This window comes from Ginsengibacter hankyongi, from assembly GCF_008710285.1.
GTDB classification, from domain to species: Bacteria; Bacteroidota; Bacteroidia; order Chitinophagales; family Chitinophagaceae; genus Ginsengibacter; species Ginsengibacter hankyongi.
The window spans coordinates 37,042-55,361 of the sequence record NZ_VYQF01000016.1 but is presented as its reverse complement, the minus strand read 5'-3'; the positions used below and the strand labels follow the sequence as shown (position 1 = coordinate 55,361).

11 protein-coding genes are annotated in these 18,320 nt (G+C 41.9%); 10 read left to right on the top strand and 1 reads right to left on the bottom strand.

Going from position 1 to position 18,320, the window contains the following annotated elements:
- Positions 1 to 679: 679 nt before the first annotated feature.
- The gene (locus tag FW778_RS23820; RefSeq protein WP_150417224.1) at positions 680 to 811 is read left to right on the top strand and encodes a helix-turn-helix domain-containing protein; all 132 of its coding nucleotides are present in this window, start codon (positions 680 to 682) and stop codon (positions 809 to 811) included.
- Positions 812 to 1,401: 590 nt separating this feature from the next.
- Here the strand turns inward: FW778_RS23820 and FW778_RS23370 are convergent.
- Entirely contained in the window at positions 1,402 to 1,554 is a 153-nt protein-coding gene (locus FW778_RS23370) for a hypothetical protein (protein WP_202552449.1), read from the bottom strand.
- Positions 1,555 to 1,701: 147 nt separating this feature from the next.
- Between FW778_RS23370 and FW778_RS22750 the strand changes: the two genes are divergently transcribed.
- The 9 genes from FW778_RS22750 (at position 1,702) to FW778_RS22710 (ending at position 18,313) form a co-directional block, all read left to right on the top strand.
- Positions 1,702 to 3,351, top strand: coding sequence for a UxaA family hydrolase (locus FW778_RS22750; protein WP_150417223.1), 1,650 nt, complete (start codon positions 1,702 to 1,704; stop codon positions 3,349 to 3,351).
- Positions 3,352 to 3,375: 24 nt separating this feature from the next.
- Positions 3,376 to 4,140, top strand: a complete 765-nt coding sequence (locus FW778_RS22745) for an SDR family NAD(P)-dependent oxidoreductase (RefSeq protein WP_150417222.1) — start codon at positions 3,376 to 3,378, stop codon at positions 4,138 to 4,140.
- Positions 4,141 to 4,156: 16 nt separating this feature from the next.
- Positions 4,157 to 4,945 (top strand): SDR family oxidoreductase, encoded by a 789-nt coding sequence (locus tag FW778_RS22740; protein ID WP_150417221.1) that lies wholly within the window; start codon positions 4,157 to 4,159, stop codon positions 4,943 to 4,945.
- A 62-nt stretch (positions 4,946 to 5,007) separates the two neighbouring features.
- The gene (locus FW778_RS22735; protein WP_150417220.1) at positions 5,008 to 7,356 is read left to right on the top strand and encodes a PDZ domain-containing protein; all 2,349 of its coding nucleotides are present in this window, start codon (positions 5,008 to 5,010) and stop codon (positions 7,354 to 7,356) included.
- A 646-nt stretch (positions 7,357 to 8,002) separates the two neighbouring features.
- Positions 8,003 to 11,200 carry a SusC/RagA family TonB-linked outer membrane protein gene (locus FW778_RS22730; RefSeq protein WP_150417219.1) on the top strand — a complete coding sequence of 1,066 codons (3,198 nt, stop codon included), beginning with the start codon at positions 8,003 to 8,005 and terminating at the stop codon, positions 11,198 to 11,200.
- 32 nt (positions 11,201 to 11,232) lie between these two features.
- Complete coding sequence (locus FW778_RS22725; RefSeq protein ID WP_150417218.1) at positions 11,233 to 12,981, top strand: RagB/SusD family nutrient uptake outer membrane protein; 1,749 nt, start codon at positions 11,233 to 11,235, stop codon at positions 12,979 to 12,981.
- Positions 12,982 to 13,296: 315 nt separating this feature from the next.
- On the top strand, positions 13,297 to 15,951 hold the full coding sequence (locus FW778_RS22720; protein ID WP_150417217.1) for a GH116 family glycosyl-hydrolase: 2,655 nt from the start codon (positions 13,297 to 13,299) through the stop codon (positions 15,949 to 15,951).
- 44 nt (positions 15,952 to 15,995) lie between these two features.
- Positions 15,996 to 17,090, top strand: a complete 1,095-nt coding sequence (locus tag FW778_RS22715; protein ID WP_150417216.1) for a GTP-binding protein — start codon at positions 15,996 to 15,998, stop codon at positions 17,088 to 17,090.
- A gap of 8 nt (positions 17,091 to 17,098) precedes the next feature.
- A complete protein-coding gene (locus FW778_RS22710; RefSeq protein ID WP_150417215.1) occupies positions 17,099 to 18,313 on the top strand; it encodes a DUF6786 family protein in 1,215 nt (404 codons plus the stop codon).
- Positions 18,314 to 18,320 lie beyond the last annotated feature (7 nt).

Genomic DNA, 18,320 nt, shown 5'->3' with positions numbered 1-18,320 from the left:
TGTTCCTGCAATTCAATCTTGTTTTCATCCCAGGTGTTTTTAAAGATAATATAAGCATCTCTTGAATGGCTGACCTTCGGACGTTCTGATGCTTTTACTTTTGATTTGTACCTCAATTCAACTTCGGCAACCTGGTTTATTACCATTGATTTCATTGACTCTTCCATAACTGTAAATTTTAATAGTTTAAAAAATTAATTATGGAACTACCGCCGTCTTTGGACAATCAAGGCAAAGAAGCAACGGAATAAATGGTATCTTAAATAATTGAGGCCAGCCTTTTTTTATGCCGGAATTTCTTTGCCGCCTCAGCAGTCTAAAGACGAACTTTGTGCAGGAATTAATGAAGAAAATATTTTATGACCGCAGGATTTTTTCTTATCACAGATATATTAAAGGCCGCTGTTAGATAAAAATGAATTCTCCCTTCTTTGCAAAATCTTCACATAAGTAAAATGCTTTTTGTGTTCGTAACTGACCGGTACCGCCAAACAATAAAGATCTTAATTTGGCTTCCTTATTCTTGTAGATACGTACATTTTGAAAGTAACCGGTAATGGCATCGAAAGAGGACCTGCAGCAATTCAAGGTTCAGTTGTTAAACGATATAAAGCAATTGCTGAAAATCACGGGTGGCACAACCGGTTAAGCCCTGGTTTAAAAATTCAGAGGTAGAAAAATGCTGGGTATTTCGTCCAACACGATCCGGAGGCTTAGGTTGTCCCGTGAACTCCGCCACAGCAGGATCGGCGGAATTTATTATTACCGGTACGAGGATATAGAAAAGTTGCTGAAGAGCAATAGCGCGTGATACGTGTGGTGTGGGAAATTTCTGTTTTAAAAGGAGGGGGAATAGAACAAGTGGGAGCGTTAACCGGGTTTTACGAGGCGATCAAAGATTACAACAGGATCGGACCCACGCATATTAGTTTGTATATGGCACTTTTCTAGTTGTTTAACTTAAACAGGTTTTGTAATCCTATAAGCATTACTAGGGTTTCCGTAATGGCTACGGCCAAAATAAGCGGGCTGGCTATCTACCATAAGTGCTTTAAAGACCTTCATGATTTTGGATACATTCAGTATATGCCATCTTTTAAGTCGGCTGTTTGGAGCCGGGTTTTTTTGTTGAATGTTTGGGATGATTCAAATTTTGGTAAAAAAACAGGCTTTGTTCCTTCGGTAAAAAGGTTTATGGTAAAACCGGCAAAATAGATAATGTTAATATAATTGAATGGAAAGACAATTTTAGATAAGAAAGTAAGCCGGTTTCATTCTTTATTTGTTATTGGTAGTCAGCCAATAAAAATAACCGGGTAACGCCGGTGGTGAAAAAATATTTTTATAAAAATAATCACGTACGGACGATTTACCAGGAATTTTTGAAATGAATAATCGCAATTACACTTTACTTGTTATTTTCGTGACCTGGCTGGTTTCTTTACCCGGTATTGTGAAATCTGTATATATCGCTTTTTCAGCTATTGTTTTGGTGGTAGCATTATTATTTTTCAGGACTTCAATGCCTGAAGTCAAAAAAGAGTACTTGTTCATAAATAGGCTCATTACAACCCACTCAACAGTGTTTTCGTATACAGTCCCGATGACTTGCCTCTATTCGTATTTGCCGTATATGGACATAAGATAAAAGGACGTGAATAAAAAGATATTACTTAACTAAAAGAATGATGAAAGATTATTATGAGGGAAGATAACGCAACTCCATTTTTGAAAATACACCCGGATGATAATGTACTTGTGGCCTTACAAAATCTTCCTGCCGGCACATCTATTTTATTAGAAAACGGCCCATTGATTCTTCCGCAGGCTGTTGACGCTAAGCATAAATTTTTTATTAATAGCATGGATGAAGGTGATAGTGTGATGATGTACGGTGCCCTGGTAGGAAAAGTTCAATCTAAGGTTCCAAAAGGAGGATTAATGACAACGGAGAATACAAAACATGCGGCGGGTACTTATTCTTACAACGGATTTAATTACGATTGGAAGCAACCGGATATTTCAAATTTTATCAACCGCACCTATAATGGTTATAAACGCAGCGATGGACGGGTAGGCACTTCCAATTACTGGTTATTTATTCCCATGGTATTCTGCGAGAACAGGAACCTGGATGTTATAAAGGAAGCATTACAAAAAGAATTGGGGTATGCCCTTTCTGATAAATACAACCAGTTTACACGGCAGCTAATAAAAGCGTTCGAAAAAGATGAAGATCTTTTTGATATTGAATTAAATACCTCTTCAATCGAAAAAGCCAGGATTTTTAAAAATGTTGATGGGATAAAATTTCTAAATCACACAGGAGGCTGTGGAGGAACAAGGCAGGACTCAGCCACATTGAGTTCCCTGCTTGCCGCTTATGCTGACCATCCTAACATTGGGGGTATTACGGTTCTAAGTTTAGGGTGTCAACATTTACAGGTAGAGTATTTTTTAAATGATCTGAAAAAACGCAATCCATCATTTGATAAACCCATGTATGTTTTCGAACAACAGAAGTGGGCAAGTGAAGAACAATTGATTTTTGATGCGATACGAAAAACATTTTCGGGGTTAACCGAAATTAATAAAATTCAAAGAGAAACGTCGCCTATAAAAACATTAACTATCGGCGTTAAATGCGGCGGTAGCGACGGGTTTAGTGGCATTTCTGCTAACCCGGCCGTCGGATATGCTTCGGATTTGCTGGTTGCATTGGGCGGCAAAGTTTTGTTGGCTGAGTTCCCTGAGCTTTGTGGCGCGGAACAGGATCTCATTGAGAGGTGTGTTGATCAGGAGGTTGCGGGAAAATTTATTGGGCTGATGGAATCGTATAATGATTTTGCAAAGAGGGTAGGTTCCGGTTTCCATATGAACCCGTCTCCCGGTAATATTAAAGACGGTTTGATAACCGATGCAATGAAATCTATAGGTGCTGTAAGAAAAGGTGGCACCTCTCCCGTAACGGATGTGCTCGATTATACTGAACCCGCCGTTAAGCCCGGGTTAAACCTGGTATGTACTCCCGGTAACGACGTTGAATCCACTACCGGAAAAACGGCTTCCGGTGCCACATTGATTCTATTTACCACAGGCCTTGGCACCCCAACCGGTAACCCTGTAGCCTCCACTATAAAAATTGCAACGAATTCAAAGCTTGCAAATAAGATGAGTGATATAATCGATATTGACGCGGGAGATATTATTAGTGGAAAAAAAACCATTCAGCAAATGGGCGAGGAGATCCTCGAATACTGCATTAAGGCAGCCAGTGGCGAAGTAATACCTAAAGCAGTTTTGCTCGGCCAGGATGATTTTATTCCCTGGAAGCGTGGAGTATCCCTTTAATTACCGGTAAATTCATCGTGAACTATGTTTCAGTTAGAGGGAAAGATTGCGGTTGTTACGGGCGCGGGCAGTGGAATCGGGAAAGCGGTCGCATTATTATTCGCCAAGCAAGGCGCAGAAGTCCATGTTATGGAATTGAATGAAGAAGCCTGCAATACCCCAGTTACGGAGATCTATAAAATTAAAGGAAGGGCGATTGCCAATGTATGCGACGTTACAGCGCCGGGAAAAGTGAAGGAAGCTTTTGGCAAAATCGGCAAGGTTGATATTTTAGTAAACAGCGCCGGAGTTTCTCATATTGGAAGTGTTGAAAATACCTTACCGGCTGATTTTGAAAGAATATATAATGTGAATGTGAAAGGCGTTTATAATTGCCTGCAGGCTGCAGTTGCTATCATGAAAAAAAATAAGGAAGGCGTCATTCTCAATCTTGCATCGATCGCCAATCATGTAGGATTGCAGGACCGTTTTGCTTATTCAATGAGTAAAGGAGCAGTGTATGCAATGACCTTATCGGTGGCAAGAGATTATCTTCATGATGGAATTCGCTGCAATTGCGTTTCTCCTGCACGAGTTCATACTCCTTTTGTAGACGACTTTATTAAAAGAAATTACCCGGGGAGAGAGAACGAAATGTTTGAAAAATTATCCAAAAGCCAGCCGATAGGCAGGATGGCACAACCCGGGGAAATTGCAAACCTGGTTTTATTTTTATGTTCGGAAGAAGCCTCATTTATTACAGGATGTGATTACCGGGTGGATGGTGGCTTTATCACCCTAAACAATTAATATTTATAATCATCATATGGATTTAAAAATAAAAGACAAAGTAATTATTGTCACCGGTGGTGCAAGAGGAATAGGGGAAGGAATTGTAAAATTATTGGCAGGTGAAGGGGCCATTCCGGTAATTGTAGGACGTAATGAAATTGATAACCTAAAACTGTCTAAGGAACTGGCCAACGGTAAAGAGGAAATGTTCCAGGTGGTTGCAGAATTAAATAATCCTGGTGAAAGTGAAACCGCCGTAAATAAAATTATAGCAAAATATGGACGGATAGATGGGCTGGTAAACAATGCGGGACAAAATGACGGCGTTGGTTTAGAGAATGGCAATTACGCTTCTTTTATGGAAAGCCTTCACAGGAATTTAATTCATTACTATCTTATGGCACATTTCGCGTTGCCCGAACTCAAAAAGCACAAAGGCTCAATTGTAAATATCACTTCCAAGACAGCAGAGACAGGGCAGGGAAATACGTCCGCCTATGCTGCGTCTAACGGTGGCCGTAATGCCCTTACCAGAGAGTGGGCGGTTGATTTATTAAAATATGGTATTCGGGTAAATGCGATTGTAGTATCTGAATGCTGGACACCACAGTATGCAACCTGGATTCAAACGCTACCGGATGCTGTTCAAAAACTAAAAGAGATAACATCACGAATTCCTTTAGATAAGCGAATGACTACTCCTGAAGAAATAGCTAACATGACTGCCTTTCTATTATCAGAGAAGTCAAGTCATATTACAGGGCAGCTGATTCACGTTGACGGGGGCTATGTTCATTTAGACAGGGCGCTGGCAAATGGATAAAGATGCTATCGGGTTAACCTGCTATATACGAGATTAGCCAGGATACCTTGAAACTTGTAATCATGAAAAAAAAGCTTTTATTATCGGTTATACTTTTACAGGCTTTATTCTATTGTACAGGCCAGGATAAAATTTATGTATCGGCCTTTGGCAGCGATAATAACAAAGGAACATTCAACCGGCCTGTGAAAACATTGGGCGAAGCAATTGTAAAAGCGCTTAGGTGTACCGGTAAAGATGTTGCCATAGAAATACGCGGAGGTAGTTATAGTTTAGATACAACAATTAAAATTTCCTCTGGTAATTTTTTGCTGCATTCGCTTGACATACGGGCTTATAAGAATGAAAAGGTTATCATCTCAGGGGCAAGAAAAATCAGGCCCGATTGGCAACCATACAGAAATGGAATATTAAAAGCAGTTTTGAACCTGGTAAAACCGCCTGACCAATTTTTCGTGGACGGCAAGGCACTACCTATGGCACGATATCCAAATTTCGATGCTACTGCAAAGGTTTACAATGGCACGGCTGCAGATGCCATTAGCAATGAAAGAATAAACACCTGGAAAAATCCTGCCGGGGGGTATATCCACGCTCTGCATGAAGGAGAATGGGGTTCACAGGATTATCTTATTACAGGAAAAAAGGAAAATGGAAAACTTACCTATACCGGGGGCTGGCAAAATAATCGTCCTGCACCCATGCACAAGCAATATAGGTTTGTTGAAAACATTTTTGAGGAACTGGACTCACCCGGTGAATGGTTTTACGATTATTCTGCCAAAACGATATATCTCTATCCTCCCGATGGAACCGATATTAAAAAGTCCGGGTTTACAATCAGTCAATTGACAGACTTAATACATATTAGGGGAAGCAGCAGTAAGCCTTTAAAAAATATTACTATCAGCAATCTTTCCTTTACGGGAACTGCACGCAGTTTTATGTTGACTAAAGAACCGCTGCTGCGCAGTGACTGGACCATTTATCGCGGTGGTGCTATATTATTGGATGGAACTGAAAATGTGCGTATTAGTAATTGTAACTTTTTTGAATTGGGGGGCAACGCGATCTTCGTAAGCAATTACAACAGGTACGTTGCTATCCGGGATAACAATATTTATAATATTGGGGGCAATGCCATTGCCTTTGTGGGTGATCCTGGCGCCGTAAGATCTCCGGCTTTTAATTATAACCTTTTTGTCCCCTGGCCTGAAATGGATTATACGCCAGGCCCGAAGACCGATAATTATCCCCGGTATTGTTTAGCCCGGGGCAATCTTATACACAACATCGGTATTATTGAAAAGCAAGTGTCAGGAGTGGAAGTCTCCATGTCATCCCACATAACTATAAGCCATAATACGATTTACAATGTACCCAGGTCTGGTATTAATATCGGCGATGGCTGTTGGGGCGGCGATATACTGGAATACAATGATGTATTTAACACTGTTTTAGAAACCGGGGACCATGGTGCATTTAATTCGTGGGGCCGTGACCGTTATTGGAGCCCGGACAGAAGTGCAATTGATAGTATTGTTGCTGCTAAACCGGGAATCGAGTCACTGGATGTCATAGATCCAATTGTGATTCGCAACAACCGCTTTCAATGCGACCACGGATGGGATATTGACCTGGACGACGGCAGTTCCAATTACCGGATTTATAACAATGTTTGTTTAAATGGGGGTTTAAAATTGCGGGAAGGATATCATCGCATTGTAACTAATAATATCTTAATTAATAACACTTTTCACTTGCACGTGTGGTTAAAGAACAGCGGGGATGTTTTTATGCACAATATTGTTACTACACCTTATGCCCCGATATTAATGAATTATTGGGGGAAAAAAATTGATGCTAATCTTTTCCTTTCCAGGGCGGGTTTAGCAAAAGCGCAAAGTTTACATTTAGATAAAAACAGCCTTTCAGCAGATGCCTTATTTGTAAATTCCAGGGTAGGCAATTACCAGTTAAAGGCTGGTTCACCGGCTTTCAGACTGGGGTTTAAAAATTTCAATATGAATTTTGGGGTAACAAGCCCTTCTCTAAAAAAAATAGCTGGTAAACCAATTATAAAACCACTGTATACCCACACTGGTAACCATAAGGGCGCGTCCATAAAATGGCTCGGAGCTACTTTTAAAAATATAGAGACATTGGGCGAGCGCTCTGCAGCAGGATTACATGATCATAACGGAGCTTTGCTGGAAGGTCTGCCTTTACATTCCCTGGCAGAAAAAAATAATCTGAAGAAAGGAGATATAATTATAAGAATGGGCGATGCGTCCATTAAATCTATCAGCGACTTAACGGATACATACCAAACTGTGAAATGGATGGGTGCTGCTAACTGTACTATTATTCGTAACCAGTCAGAAATGAATATAACTGTTTCCTTTAAATAGTAATGGATAGTTGCTACAATTGATATGAGCATACATGGCCCTGTTACACCGTTAATAGTTTTCTTTCTGTATAGCTGCAATTTTCTCACTTTGACCTCTCACGATATTCATCCTTTTTTACTGCACTTTTTTAATGGGTGCACATTTTGGAACGGATCGCTATGCCCTTGTGGCAAAAGCAAAAAAAACTAACCGTTTGTTAGAATAGTTGTAAAAAATGGTAATCGCGCCCTTTTCCACAAATTCACGGGATGATAGATTTGTATTGTTGTTTAATAAACCGGTATGGTATTATAATCGGTGTTTGTAAAAATATTTGCCGGTGGATAATTGCTTTGCAGAACGTGAGAATCTTTTTTTAATCCAACTATAAAAATTACCCATTAAAACTTCATTTAACGACGTGTTTATCTGATTTGATGTTATCAGGTGAGCGTTTCAAATTACGGAGCCTGAACCCGATTTTCAGACCTTACATAATTTGAAATAGTAAATATAAACCGTGGCCAAAAAGTAACAGTCTTCACCTTTTGCCGGATCACAAAAACGGAAAGTAAAATAGGTATGACGACGGTCTCACGTGAACTGTAATCAGAGGCACGAGATGGAACAATAAAGTATAATTTTTTAAAACACAAAATAGCAAATGAAAAAATCAAAATTACTGCCCTGGAATTGTCTTTGGCTTTTTAAGCCAACAATGAGTTTTCGCAAGTTGCATTTGCCTGCGAAAATTATGGCGCTTGTTCTGTTTTGGGGATCGGCGCTGCCCGCCTATTCCCGTCCTTCGCATAAGCTCTTCCGTTATGACCTGCAACAAATTGTAATCTCCGGTAAAGTAACAGATGAATCTACCGGCCAGCCTTTGGCCGGGGTAAACATAATGTATAAAGGAACCTCGACCGGAACGGTTGCCGATAAAGACGGGAAGTATTCAATAGAAGTTAGTGGCAGAAATGCAACACTGGTATTTACCTTTACGGGGTATGTGACCCAGGAAATAAAGGTTGGCGGAAAAACCTCCATTGATGTCGCGCTGGTAGTGAAACCGGGAGCACTTAATGAAGTGGTTGTTGTGGGTTATGGAACCCAGAAAAAATCTTCCGTTACCGGTGCACTTACTTCTATAAAAGCTGAAGATGTTCAAGATATTCCGGTAGGAGATCTTTCAAATGCTTTGGCCGGCCGGATGAGTGGCGTATTTGTAAACCAGGCTTCCGGTGTTCCGGGATATGATGCTTCCATTCGCGTTCGTTCTGTTAACACCTGGAAAAGTACGGGTAATAATCCTTTATATGTGATTGATGGAGTCATCTCGGATAAGCAGGCGTTCGATGCAATGGATTTTTCTGAGGTAGACAATATTACTGTTCTGAAAGATGCCGCTTCAGGGGCAATTTACGGGGCACGTGCGGCTAATGGTGTTATCCTTGTAACTACAAAAACCGGCAAAATTGGTAAATTTCAGCTTAGTTATAATTATTCCTACACCGGTGATAAGCCTTCGAAGATTCCTCAATACGTAGGCGCAAAGGATATGGTGAAACTGGAAAATTATATGAGAACCGGTGTGGGATTACCGGTGGCGTATGATCCGCAGGAAGTAGCGTACTTTGATAAGAATGACCCTGCGTTAGCGTGGCACTCATTAACTGCCCGGAACCCTACTTTAAACAGGCATACGCTTACGGCATCCGGGGGAACTGAAAAGGTAAAATATTTCATCAGCGGTTCTTATTTTGACCAGACGGCCGCAGTAGAAAATGTGGATTTTAAAAGATATAATATTCGATCCAATCTAACTGTAAACTTTACAAAGAATTTTAGTGGTTTTGTCAATATGCAATACAGCCACGGCTTTAACGAAAGATTTTCCTACTGGAATGGAGGTGTAGGTTTTAGTATCGATCCTGATTTAGGAAGTATCTGGGGACGCACACTGTACTACCTTCCCAATGCAAAACCTGAGACTGCTGACGGTAAATTCATTAATCCCGGTTGGATAGGAAACCTGGTGGGATTTATTGAACAGGGAGGCACCGAGTCGCAAAACCAGAATAATGTTGATATGTTAGTCGGGTTAACATATAAGGTTCCATTTGTAGATGGATTATCATTGTCAGGAAAAGTAAGCCCAACCTATTTAGCTACTACCGTGCACCAATTAGATAAAAAAGTTACAATATATGATGTAGCAAAACAAGGTTCCAATGGGGCTATCTATACCGATTCGATTATTGGATCACAAAAATCAGCATACCCATCCAAGGAAAAATATGCGGAGTCACAAGAGATAACCACCAATTACCAGTTGGATTTCTCAGCAAATTACGCTAAGAAATTCAGGAAACATAGTTTCGATGCACTCGCGCTATACGAGCAAAGCGAAGGTAAGTACGACTATTTTTATGGCGCAAGGGAAAACTTTCCGCTCGTACAAACGGGCCAGTTTTGGGCCACTTCAAGTTCAAGGACGGACAGTTATGTTGATGGTAACCAAAGCGAGAACGGCAGAGCTTCCTATGTAGGGAGAATATTATATAATTATGATGAAAAATATTTTTTGAACGTCACAACCCGCGTTGATGGTTCAATGCTTTTTGCCCCGGGTCATCGCTGGGGAACATTTCCCTCAGTTTCCGGTGGATGGGTAGCTTCAAACGAGAATTTCTTCAAGGTGAAATATATTGACTATTTAAAACTACGCGGTTCCTGGGGTTTAACAGGAAATGATGCCGTAGGCGGTTGGAAATGGCAGGAATCTTACTCGGTAAATGGGGATTATTTATTCGGTACAACTCCGCAACCTCGGTTACAATATGATGGAATTATTAATCCTGACCTGACCTGGGAAAAAACCAGGGAATTTAACTTTGGTATTGACTCACGCTTATTCAAGAATATTCTGTTTACTGCAGAATATTACAAGGGGCACAATTATGACATTTTAGATACCCGGACCGTATCATTGCCATCTTCTTTTGGCGGAGCTTTGCCACCTGAAAACTATGGAATAGTCGACACGCACGGATATGAGCTCGAATTGGGATACAATGGAAATCTTGGAAAAGTATCGTATGGGGTAAAGGGTAATTTTGCTTACGCAACAAATAAGGTAGTATTAAAGGATGTAGCTCAAAACGCCCTCAGCGTTGATAATCCAAACGGCCGGTCTACTGATTATGTTTCAATGTTAGTTTCTACTGGCATAATCCGCAATCAAAAAGCATTGGATGCGCTTCCGTCTGGTTATACTATTTATGGAATTAAACCAACACTTGGGGCACTAAATTTTCAGGATGTAAGTGGTCCTGGCGGAGTTCCTGATGGCAGAATTGACGATTATGACAGGCAGGTAATCAAAGGGAAACACTACCGGAATCCCTACACTTTTGGCCTGAATCTTAATGCCAGGTGGAATGGCTTTGGAGCAAATATATTTGTTCAGGGAATAACCGGTATTTCAAAATTATATGATGACGGGTATGGAAGGCGGTTCTTTGATGGCGCAAGGCCGCCGTCTTTTTGGCTGAATTCCTGGAGCGAGAATAATCCTAATGCTGCCTATCCAAAACCAGTTCCATGGGATTACACCAGGGATAATGTACCATCAACTTTCTGGTTAAAAAACAGCAGTTATCTGCGCCTGCAATATGTAAATCTTACTTACTCGCTGCCCCGAAGCATTTGTGATAAAATAAAAATTTCCAATGTGACTTTTATTCTTTCGGGCACCAATTTATTCACCATTACAAAATTTAATTATTATGACCCTGCTGCTGCAGATATGAACTCATATCCCACCATGCGGTCGCTTACAATGGGTGCGAATGTTGTATTCTAACCACCTTATTATTATTTTATAAAAACAAAAAAATGAAAGCAATAAAGAGATTAATATTAACGGGTAGTGTATTGATGCTGCTGTTTATTGTAGGATGCAGCAAGCCCCTTGATAAAAAGAACTTAGCAGCGATAAACAGTGATGAGGTCTGGTCGAATCCCAATGTGGCGGAGGCTTATGTAAATGATATGTACGCGAACCTTATGCCCGATCATTTTGTGGTTCCCCGCTATACAGAAGAAACAATGGGGGCTAATACCGATTACGGCGGTGGACTTACCGATTATCTTAAAGGTACTTTAACCGCAGATACCTACTATGACTGGCCCTACAATATTATCAGGAACATAAATATCTTCCTTGCAGGAATTGACAATGCAACATTTGATGTGGCCACAAAAAATAGATTGAAGGGACAGGCTTTATTCTGGCGGGCCTGGGCTTACTTCAGAATGGTTAAAGCCTATGGTGGGGTGCCTTTAATTTTAAAACCCCAGGCAATCACCGATTCCGTTTTTGTTCCCCGTAATAAAACCACCGAATGTATCGCCCAGATTATCAAGGATCTTAATGATGCCATTCCATTGGTAGAAGACATGAGTAGTGTGGGACGTATTGATAAGTGTGTTGCGATGTCATTCAAAGGCAGGGTGCTTTTGTATTGGGCCAGTCCACAGTTCAACCGTAATAACGATATCTCGCGCTGGACCGACGCATATAATGCCAATAAAGCCGCGCTGGATTTTTTAAATTCAATGGGGAAAGGACTGCTCAGTAATTATAAAGATATATGGACTAAAAAAATGAACGAGGAAGTGATTATGGTAAAAATGCACCAATATCCGGATTACACAGACGGATATTCCCAGGCAGCCATGCGCCCCCTTCTTTACTCAAGAGATGCTGTAGGGGGAAACGTCCCTTCGCTCGAATTGGTAAATGCATATCCTATGAAAGATGGTTCTAAATACGATCCAAATACCATGGATTATAGAACCCTCTATCAAAACAGGGATCAGCGTTTTTATGCTTCAATTGCATATAATGGCGCTGCTCCTTATATTGCTCCGATGTTTGGGGTAACGAATATGTGGTCATATTATTATGATGCTGATGGTGATCCTTCTACCGGTATTAACGGAAAAGAAGCACGTGCCGATAACAGCGAGAATTTATATTCCTATTCCGGCTTTTATCCTGCAAAAATGCTTGATCAGTCCATAACAAGAGATAACGTAGAAGATGGACAAATTGACTGGATTGAAATCAGGTATGCAGAAGTGCTTATGAATATGGCCGAGGCTGCTAATGAAATTGGCAATACGGCGGAGGCTCTTTCTGCGCTTTATAAAATCCGGCAGAGGGCTGGCATTGATGCAGGTCTTAATGGAAATTACGGTATTACAGCTACATCGGTTCCGGAAGTCAGGCAGGCTATAATGGATGAAAGATTTGTTGAGTTCGCTTTTGAAGGACTGCGATTCTGGGATTTGCGCAGATGGCGCATCTACTCGTCAACGCTCAATAATTTGAAGGATCACTACCTACATGGGTTAAGAATCGAATGGAATGGGACAACCGCATCAAGGCCTTCAGGTCTAACTGATATTAATACTATTTGGAACCAGTTTACAGCGACAGTCATGCAGGATTACAACCCGGTTGTAATGCTGGGTGAAGACAAATATTCCTTCTTTGGCATTCCTAAACCGATTTTAGACCGCAATAGCAAAATTGAGCAAAACAATACCTGGGGTGGTAATTTTGATCCGCTGCAATAAAAGTCTTTTCGATGATATTTTAAGAACGATAGCATGTAACTATCAGGTTATAGTGGAGTTTGAAAGGGATTACTGCCCGACATTTACAATGATTGACAAGGATTATGCTAACGGTATAATCCTTGTCAGCTTGTAAAAGAATGTGCGGAAAACAAACAAAGAAACTCGTTTGCTAAAATAATTGAATAAAATGCTAATCTGCTGATTTAACCCGGATAGGTAAGGGTTAAATTTGTCCAGGGTTAGGCGATCACTCTTACCCGCGAGGGAATTATTTTTCTCGATAGAACAAAATCGACATAAAGCTCCATTCAAATGCAAAGACGTAAATTTTTAAAATCATCGGGGCTGTTTACTGCGGGATTTTATTGTCTCCGTCTCCCTGCAATTGCCGGCCCATTTCACCCATCCGAATTCAAGGGCGGGGTGGCTCCTGCAGATAAGCATCTTAATCCGGGCTGGATCAGCTCTATTATGGAAAGGGGGCAGCCAACTTTATACCGGAAATCAAAGGATGAATTAAAGTATATTGGTATGCCTGTTGGAGGTATTACAACCGGCACAGTATACCTCGGGGGTGATGGCAGACTTTGGCTATGGGATGTTTTTAACCGCAATCCGCAGGGGATTATACCCAAGACATTAGAATTTGAGGGAGAAAAAATTGGCTCTACCAGCGGCGCAGCCTACGTACAACCGAATCTTCCGAACTCTCCGTTTTACCAGGAGTTTGTTATTAAGGTGAGTGATGGGAATAACACGATTTCCCGAAGTTTAAAAGCAGAGGATTTTACTGAAGTTATTTTTGCAGGGACTTATCCGATAGGTACCGTAACTTATGAAGCTGATGATCTGCCAGTATCTGTGGTGCTGGAAGTTTACTCTCCTTTTATCCCCTTGCAGGAAGACGATTCGGGAATACCAGTTACCATTCTTTCTTTTAATATAAAAAATAAAACTGACCGACGCCTGGAAGTAGTTGTTGGGGGTGTGTTGGAAAATGCCTCTCTTTTACACAAAGACGAAGGAGGAAGACGGATCAATAAAAGGATACAAGTTGATAATGCGTCAGGCGTACTTTGCAGTTTTGAGCCATCGGACGAGAAATTTTCCAAAATGCCTGAATATGGTACGATGTGTATTGCCGCACTTGGAACGGACACGAAAAGCTTTGTAAATCTGGATGCAGAAGAGTGTCCCGAAATATTATTTAAGTCTGGACCTGGGGATGCTGTGGCCGCAGTTCCAGCGAAAAATTTGTTGATTGGCGGAGTAAGAAAAAAAATTGATTTGGGTCCAGGTGCAATGGCTAACTGTAATTTCTTTATTAGCTGGCATTTTCCTTTCACCGAATTAAAAGTAAAGGATGCCGCGGAAGGAAATTATTATACGCGGCGTTTTAAAGATGCTTCGGATGTAGTCCGGTATGTTGCATTGGATTTTGAGCGATTGAGTTCCCTTACACATGCCTGGCGCGATACCTGGTATGATTCCTCCCTGCCTTATTGGTTTTTAGACAGGTCTTTTGCTAATATTACCACTTTAGCTACCTCCACCAGTCATCGTTTCGGTACAGGCCGGTTCTGGGGATGGGAGGGAGTAGGATGTTGCGAGGGCACCTGTACGCATGTATGGCAGTATGCTCAGGCGATGTCCAGGATTTTTCCCTCTTTGGAACGGGATACCCGGGAAAGGGTTGACCTTAATCTCGCTTTTGATCAAAAAACAGGAATGATAGGCTACCGGGGAGAAGGAACCGGGGCGGCTATAGATGGACAGGCAGGGACGATTTTACGCATTTACAGGGAACACCAGATGTCGGCTGATCATTCATTTTTGCAACGCAACTGGGCCCGCATTCGAAAAGCAATTCAATACCTGCTGGATCATGATAGTAATAATGACGGCCTCGTAGATGGCTCCCAACCCAATACCCTGGACGCGGCCTGGTTTGGAGAAATAGCCTGGATCAGCAGTCTATGCCTGGCAGCCTGGCGTGCAGGGGAGGAGATGGCAAGGGAAATGGGAGATATAACCTTTGCCACACTTTGTAAAGAACGCTTTGCAATTGGGAAGAAAAACCTGGAAAATCAATTATTCAACGGGGAATTTTTTATTCAGCTACCGGACCCTTCGTTGCCTAAAAGACCTTTGGGCTCGTATAAAACCTGCGAGATAGACCAGGTATTTGGTCAGTCGTGGGCATGGCAGGTTGGCCTGGGGCGCATCCTGGAGAAGCAAAAGACGATGTCTGCGCTCGGAGCTTTGTGGAAATATAACTATACGCCGGACGTCGGGCCGTACATACGCGACCATAAAGGCGGACGTCCTTATGCCCTGGCAGGTGAGGGTGGAATGCTAATGGATACAAATCCTCATCACGCAACCGATCCGTTTGGAGATGACATCTCCTGGCAGGTGGGCTATTTTAATGAATGCATGACGGGGTTCGAACACCAGGTTGCTTCCCATATGATAGCGGAAGGTATGGTGAAAGAAGGCCTGGTAATAACCCGGACCATTCATGACAGGTATCATGCAGCCCGCCGGAACCCCTATAACGAGATCGAGTGCAGTGATCACTACGCACGAGCCATGGCCAGTTATGGATCGTTCATAAATATCTGTGGATTTACCTGTCATGGGCCAAAAGGATTTATCGGATTTGCCCCAAAACTTAGCCCGGAAGAATTTAGATCGGCATTTACGACTGCCGAATCCTGGGGCTCTTACTCCCAGCGAAGGGATCGCGGTCAATTTTCGGCGAAACTGGAAGTTAAATATGGTAAACTAAAAGTAAAAAAGATATGTGTTGAGCCGGATATAAATCACAAGGTCCGGTCGGCAACAGTGATGTTAAATAACAGGCGATTGTCCTGTACAATAACTCAATACGAAACGGTTTGCGAAATCCTGCTGGACGATTCCGAAACGATATATAATGGCCAGTACTTAACGGTGAATCTATGACGCTTTTCCATGCCGATTTTTTATGAAAATTAAAACTTCTTTTGATGAAATTATTCCTGGTTGGCGGCTTCCTGGGAAGTGGTAAAACGACGGCGATCCTCCAGGCTGCAATGGGTCTTCAGGAAGAGGGTAAAAAGGCAGGTATTGTAACCAACGACCAGGGCGACACATTAGTAGATACCGCTCTTTTTCGCATGAACCATGTCGCTGCGGAGGAAGTATCCGGAGCATGTTTTTGCTGTAATTTCGGCGAGTTGCTTGACCGTATCGGCAAATTGCGAGACGCTAACGCAGGGGTTGATATTATTTTTGCTGAATCCGTTGGATCCTGCACAGACCTTGCTGCAACAGTTGTAAATCCCCTCCTGCAGCTCGAAAACCCGTTGGATATTAGTTTGTCCGTTTTTGCAGATATACGGGTGTTGGCCATCTACCTTCAAAACCATAAAAAAGTGTTCCATCGCGATATGAACTACATTTATCAAAAGCAATTGGAAGAGGCTGATATTCTTGTCGTAAATAAAACGGACTTGCTTAGTGACAGACAGTTAAAGAAAGCAAAATCATTAATTGAAAGAGAATTTCCCGGCAAAAAAATATTGTATCAGCATTCGCTAACAAAGGAGGGTGTCTTACCCTGGTTGACAATGCTCTTGAATTTTCCAACACTTCCTGATTTAAAAGCCACGCTTCAGCTTGACTATGAAAAATACGCATCAGGCGAAGGTTTATTGGCATGGCTCGATGCGACAGTTGATATTCGTACTTCCGATAAAAAGGCCGCAGTCCTAGGGTTGATTTTAATCAAACTGATCCGTACAGCATTGGATCAGTTGAAGTATCCCATAGGGCATCTGAAGTTTTTGATCAGTGACGGCGATTGGTATAAAAAAATAAGTTATACCCCGGGGCAGCCATTCAAAAAGCAGTCTCATAAGGAAATGGCTAATACACACCAGGTTACCCTGATGGTAAACGCAAGGGTTCAAACGCAGCCCCTGCTTTTAAAACGGGTGTTTGAAGACGCCGTCCGCAAATTGAAACGGACAACCGTTTGTCAAATCACCGAAAAGAATCTGGCCTCTTTTAAACCAGGATATCCGCGGCCTACCCATAGGGTTCAACATATAAATAAATGATATATTTTATGAAAAAAAACACAGGCTTGTTATTGATTGCTTTTCTTATAATCTCTTCCTGCCATTCAAAGATTGTAAAACAGCCGCATGAAATATCAGGCCGCGACAGTGCAGGCAATGCATACGGGGACGATCGGCATTTTCTGGAGAAGCACCAGGCAATGGTAGAATTGACGAATGGAAATTCAAAGGTATTGATTGCGCCCGGCTACCAGGCCCGCGTGATGACCAGCACTTGTGGGGGAGATACGGGCTATAGCTTTGGATGGATTAACTACGCCTTAATAAATTCCGGGAAATATATGCCGCATATTAACGCCTACGGCGGTGAAGAACGTTTCTGGATGGGACCAGAAGGTGGGCAATATGCTTTGTTCTTCAAACCAGGAGATCCTTTTGATTTGAAGCATTGGCAGACCCCTGCAATTATTGATACGGCTGGTTTTGAACTGGTAAAAAAAGATTCCACGACCGCCTCCTTTACCCGGTCATTTGACCTTGAAAATTATGCGGGAACTATGTTCCGGGTGAGAGTAGACCGCCGGATTAAGCTACTGTCTGCCAGTGAAGCGGTAGCCGTATTGCATACCCCGATACCAGGCGTCAGCTGGGTAGGCTATCAAACAATAAACACGATTACCAATGCCGGCAAAAACGCCTGGCTTAAACCACAGGGTGTGCTTTCTATTTGGTTGTCCAGTATGTTAAAGGCATCCCCGCAAAACACGGTAATGATTCCTTTCAGGAACGGCGGCGCCTCAAAAATAAACAGCACTTATTTTGGAAAAGTTCCGGCAGAAAGGCTTGTTAAAAAAGACAGCTTTTTATTTTTTAAAACAGATGCAAAATACAGGAGCAAGATCGGTGTTCCTCCTTCCATAGTTAAACAACTTTTAGGTGATTACGATGCGTCGGGAAACGTGCTGACAATCATTAAATTTGATTATAATGGCGACAGTGATTATGTTAACTCCACCTGGGAACACCAGCAATTTCCTTACAAAGGAGATGTGGTTAATTCTTATAATGACGGGCCTAATGACTTGGGCAGCCAGCTGGGTACTTTTTACGAAATGGAAACTTCCTCGCCGGCAATTGCCCTGCGGAAAAACCAATCCCTGACCCATACCCAGTACATCTTTCATTTCCAGGGGAAGAAGAACGAATTAAATGAAGTCGCAAAACGATTATTAGGGGTATCACTGGATGAAGCGAACCTATAATAAATAA

Coding starts and splice junctions, on each gene's coding strand:
- FW778_RS23820 (WP_150417224.1), top strand. CDS start 680: ATGCTGGGTATTTCGTCCAACACGATCCGGAGGCTTAGGTTGTCCCGT.
- FW778_RS23370 (WP_202552449.1), bottom strand. CDS start 1,554: ATGAACAAGTACTCTTTTTTGACTTCAGGCATTGAAGTCCTGAAAAAT.
- FW778_RS22750 (WP_150417223.1), top strand. CDS start 1,702: ATGAGGGAAGATAACGCAACTCCATTTTTGAAAATACACCCGGATGAT.
- FW778_RS22745 (WP_150417222.1), top strand. CDS start 3,376: ATGTTTCAGTTAGAGGGAAAGATTGCGGTTGTTACGGGCGCGGGCAGT.
- FW778_RS22740 (WP_150417221.1), top strand. CDS start 4,157: ATGGATTTAAAAATAAAAGACAAAGTAATTATTGTCACCGGTGGTGCA.
- FW778_RS22735 (WP_150417220.1), top strand. CDS start 5,008: ATGAAAAAAAAGCTTTTATTATCGGTTATACTTTTACAGGCTTTATTC.
- FW778_RS22730 (WP_150417219.1), top strand. CDS start 8,003: ATGAAAAAATCAAAATTACTGCCCTGGAATTGTCTTTGGCTTTTTAAG.
- FW778_RS22725 (WP_150417218.1), top strand. CDS start 11,233: ATGAAAGCAATAAAGAGATTAATATTAACGGGTAGTGTATTGATGCTG.
- FW778_RS22720 (WP_150417217.1), top strand. CDS start 13,297: ATGCAAAGACGTAAATTTTTAAAATCATCGGGGCTGTTTACTGCGGGA.
- FW778_RS22715 (WP_150417216.1), top strand. CDS start 15,996: ATGAAATTATTCCTGGTTGGCGGCTTCCTGGGAAGTGGTAAAACGACG.
- FW778_RS22710 (WP_150417215.1), top strand. CDS start 17,099: ATGAAAAAAAACACAGGCTTGTTATTGATTGCTTTTCTTATAATCTCT.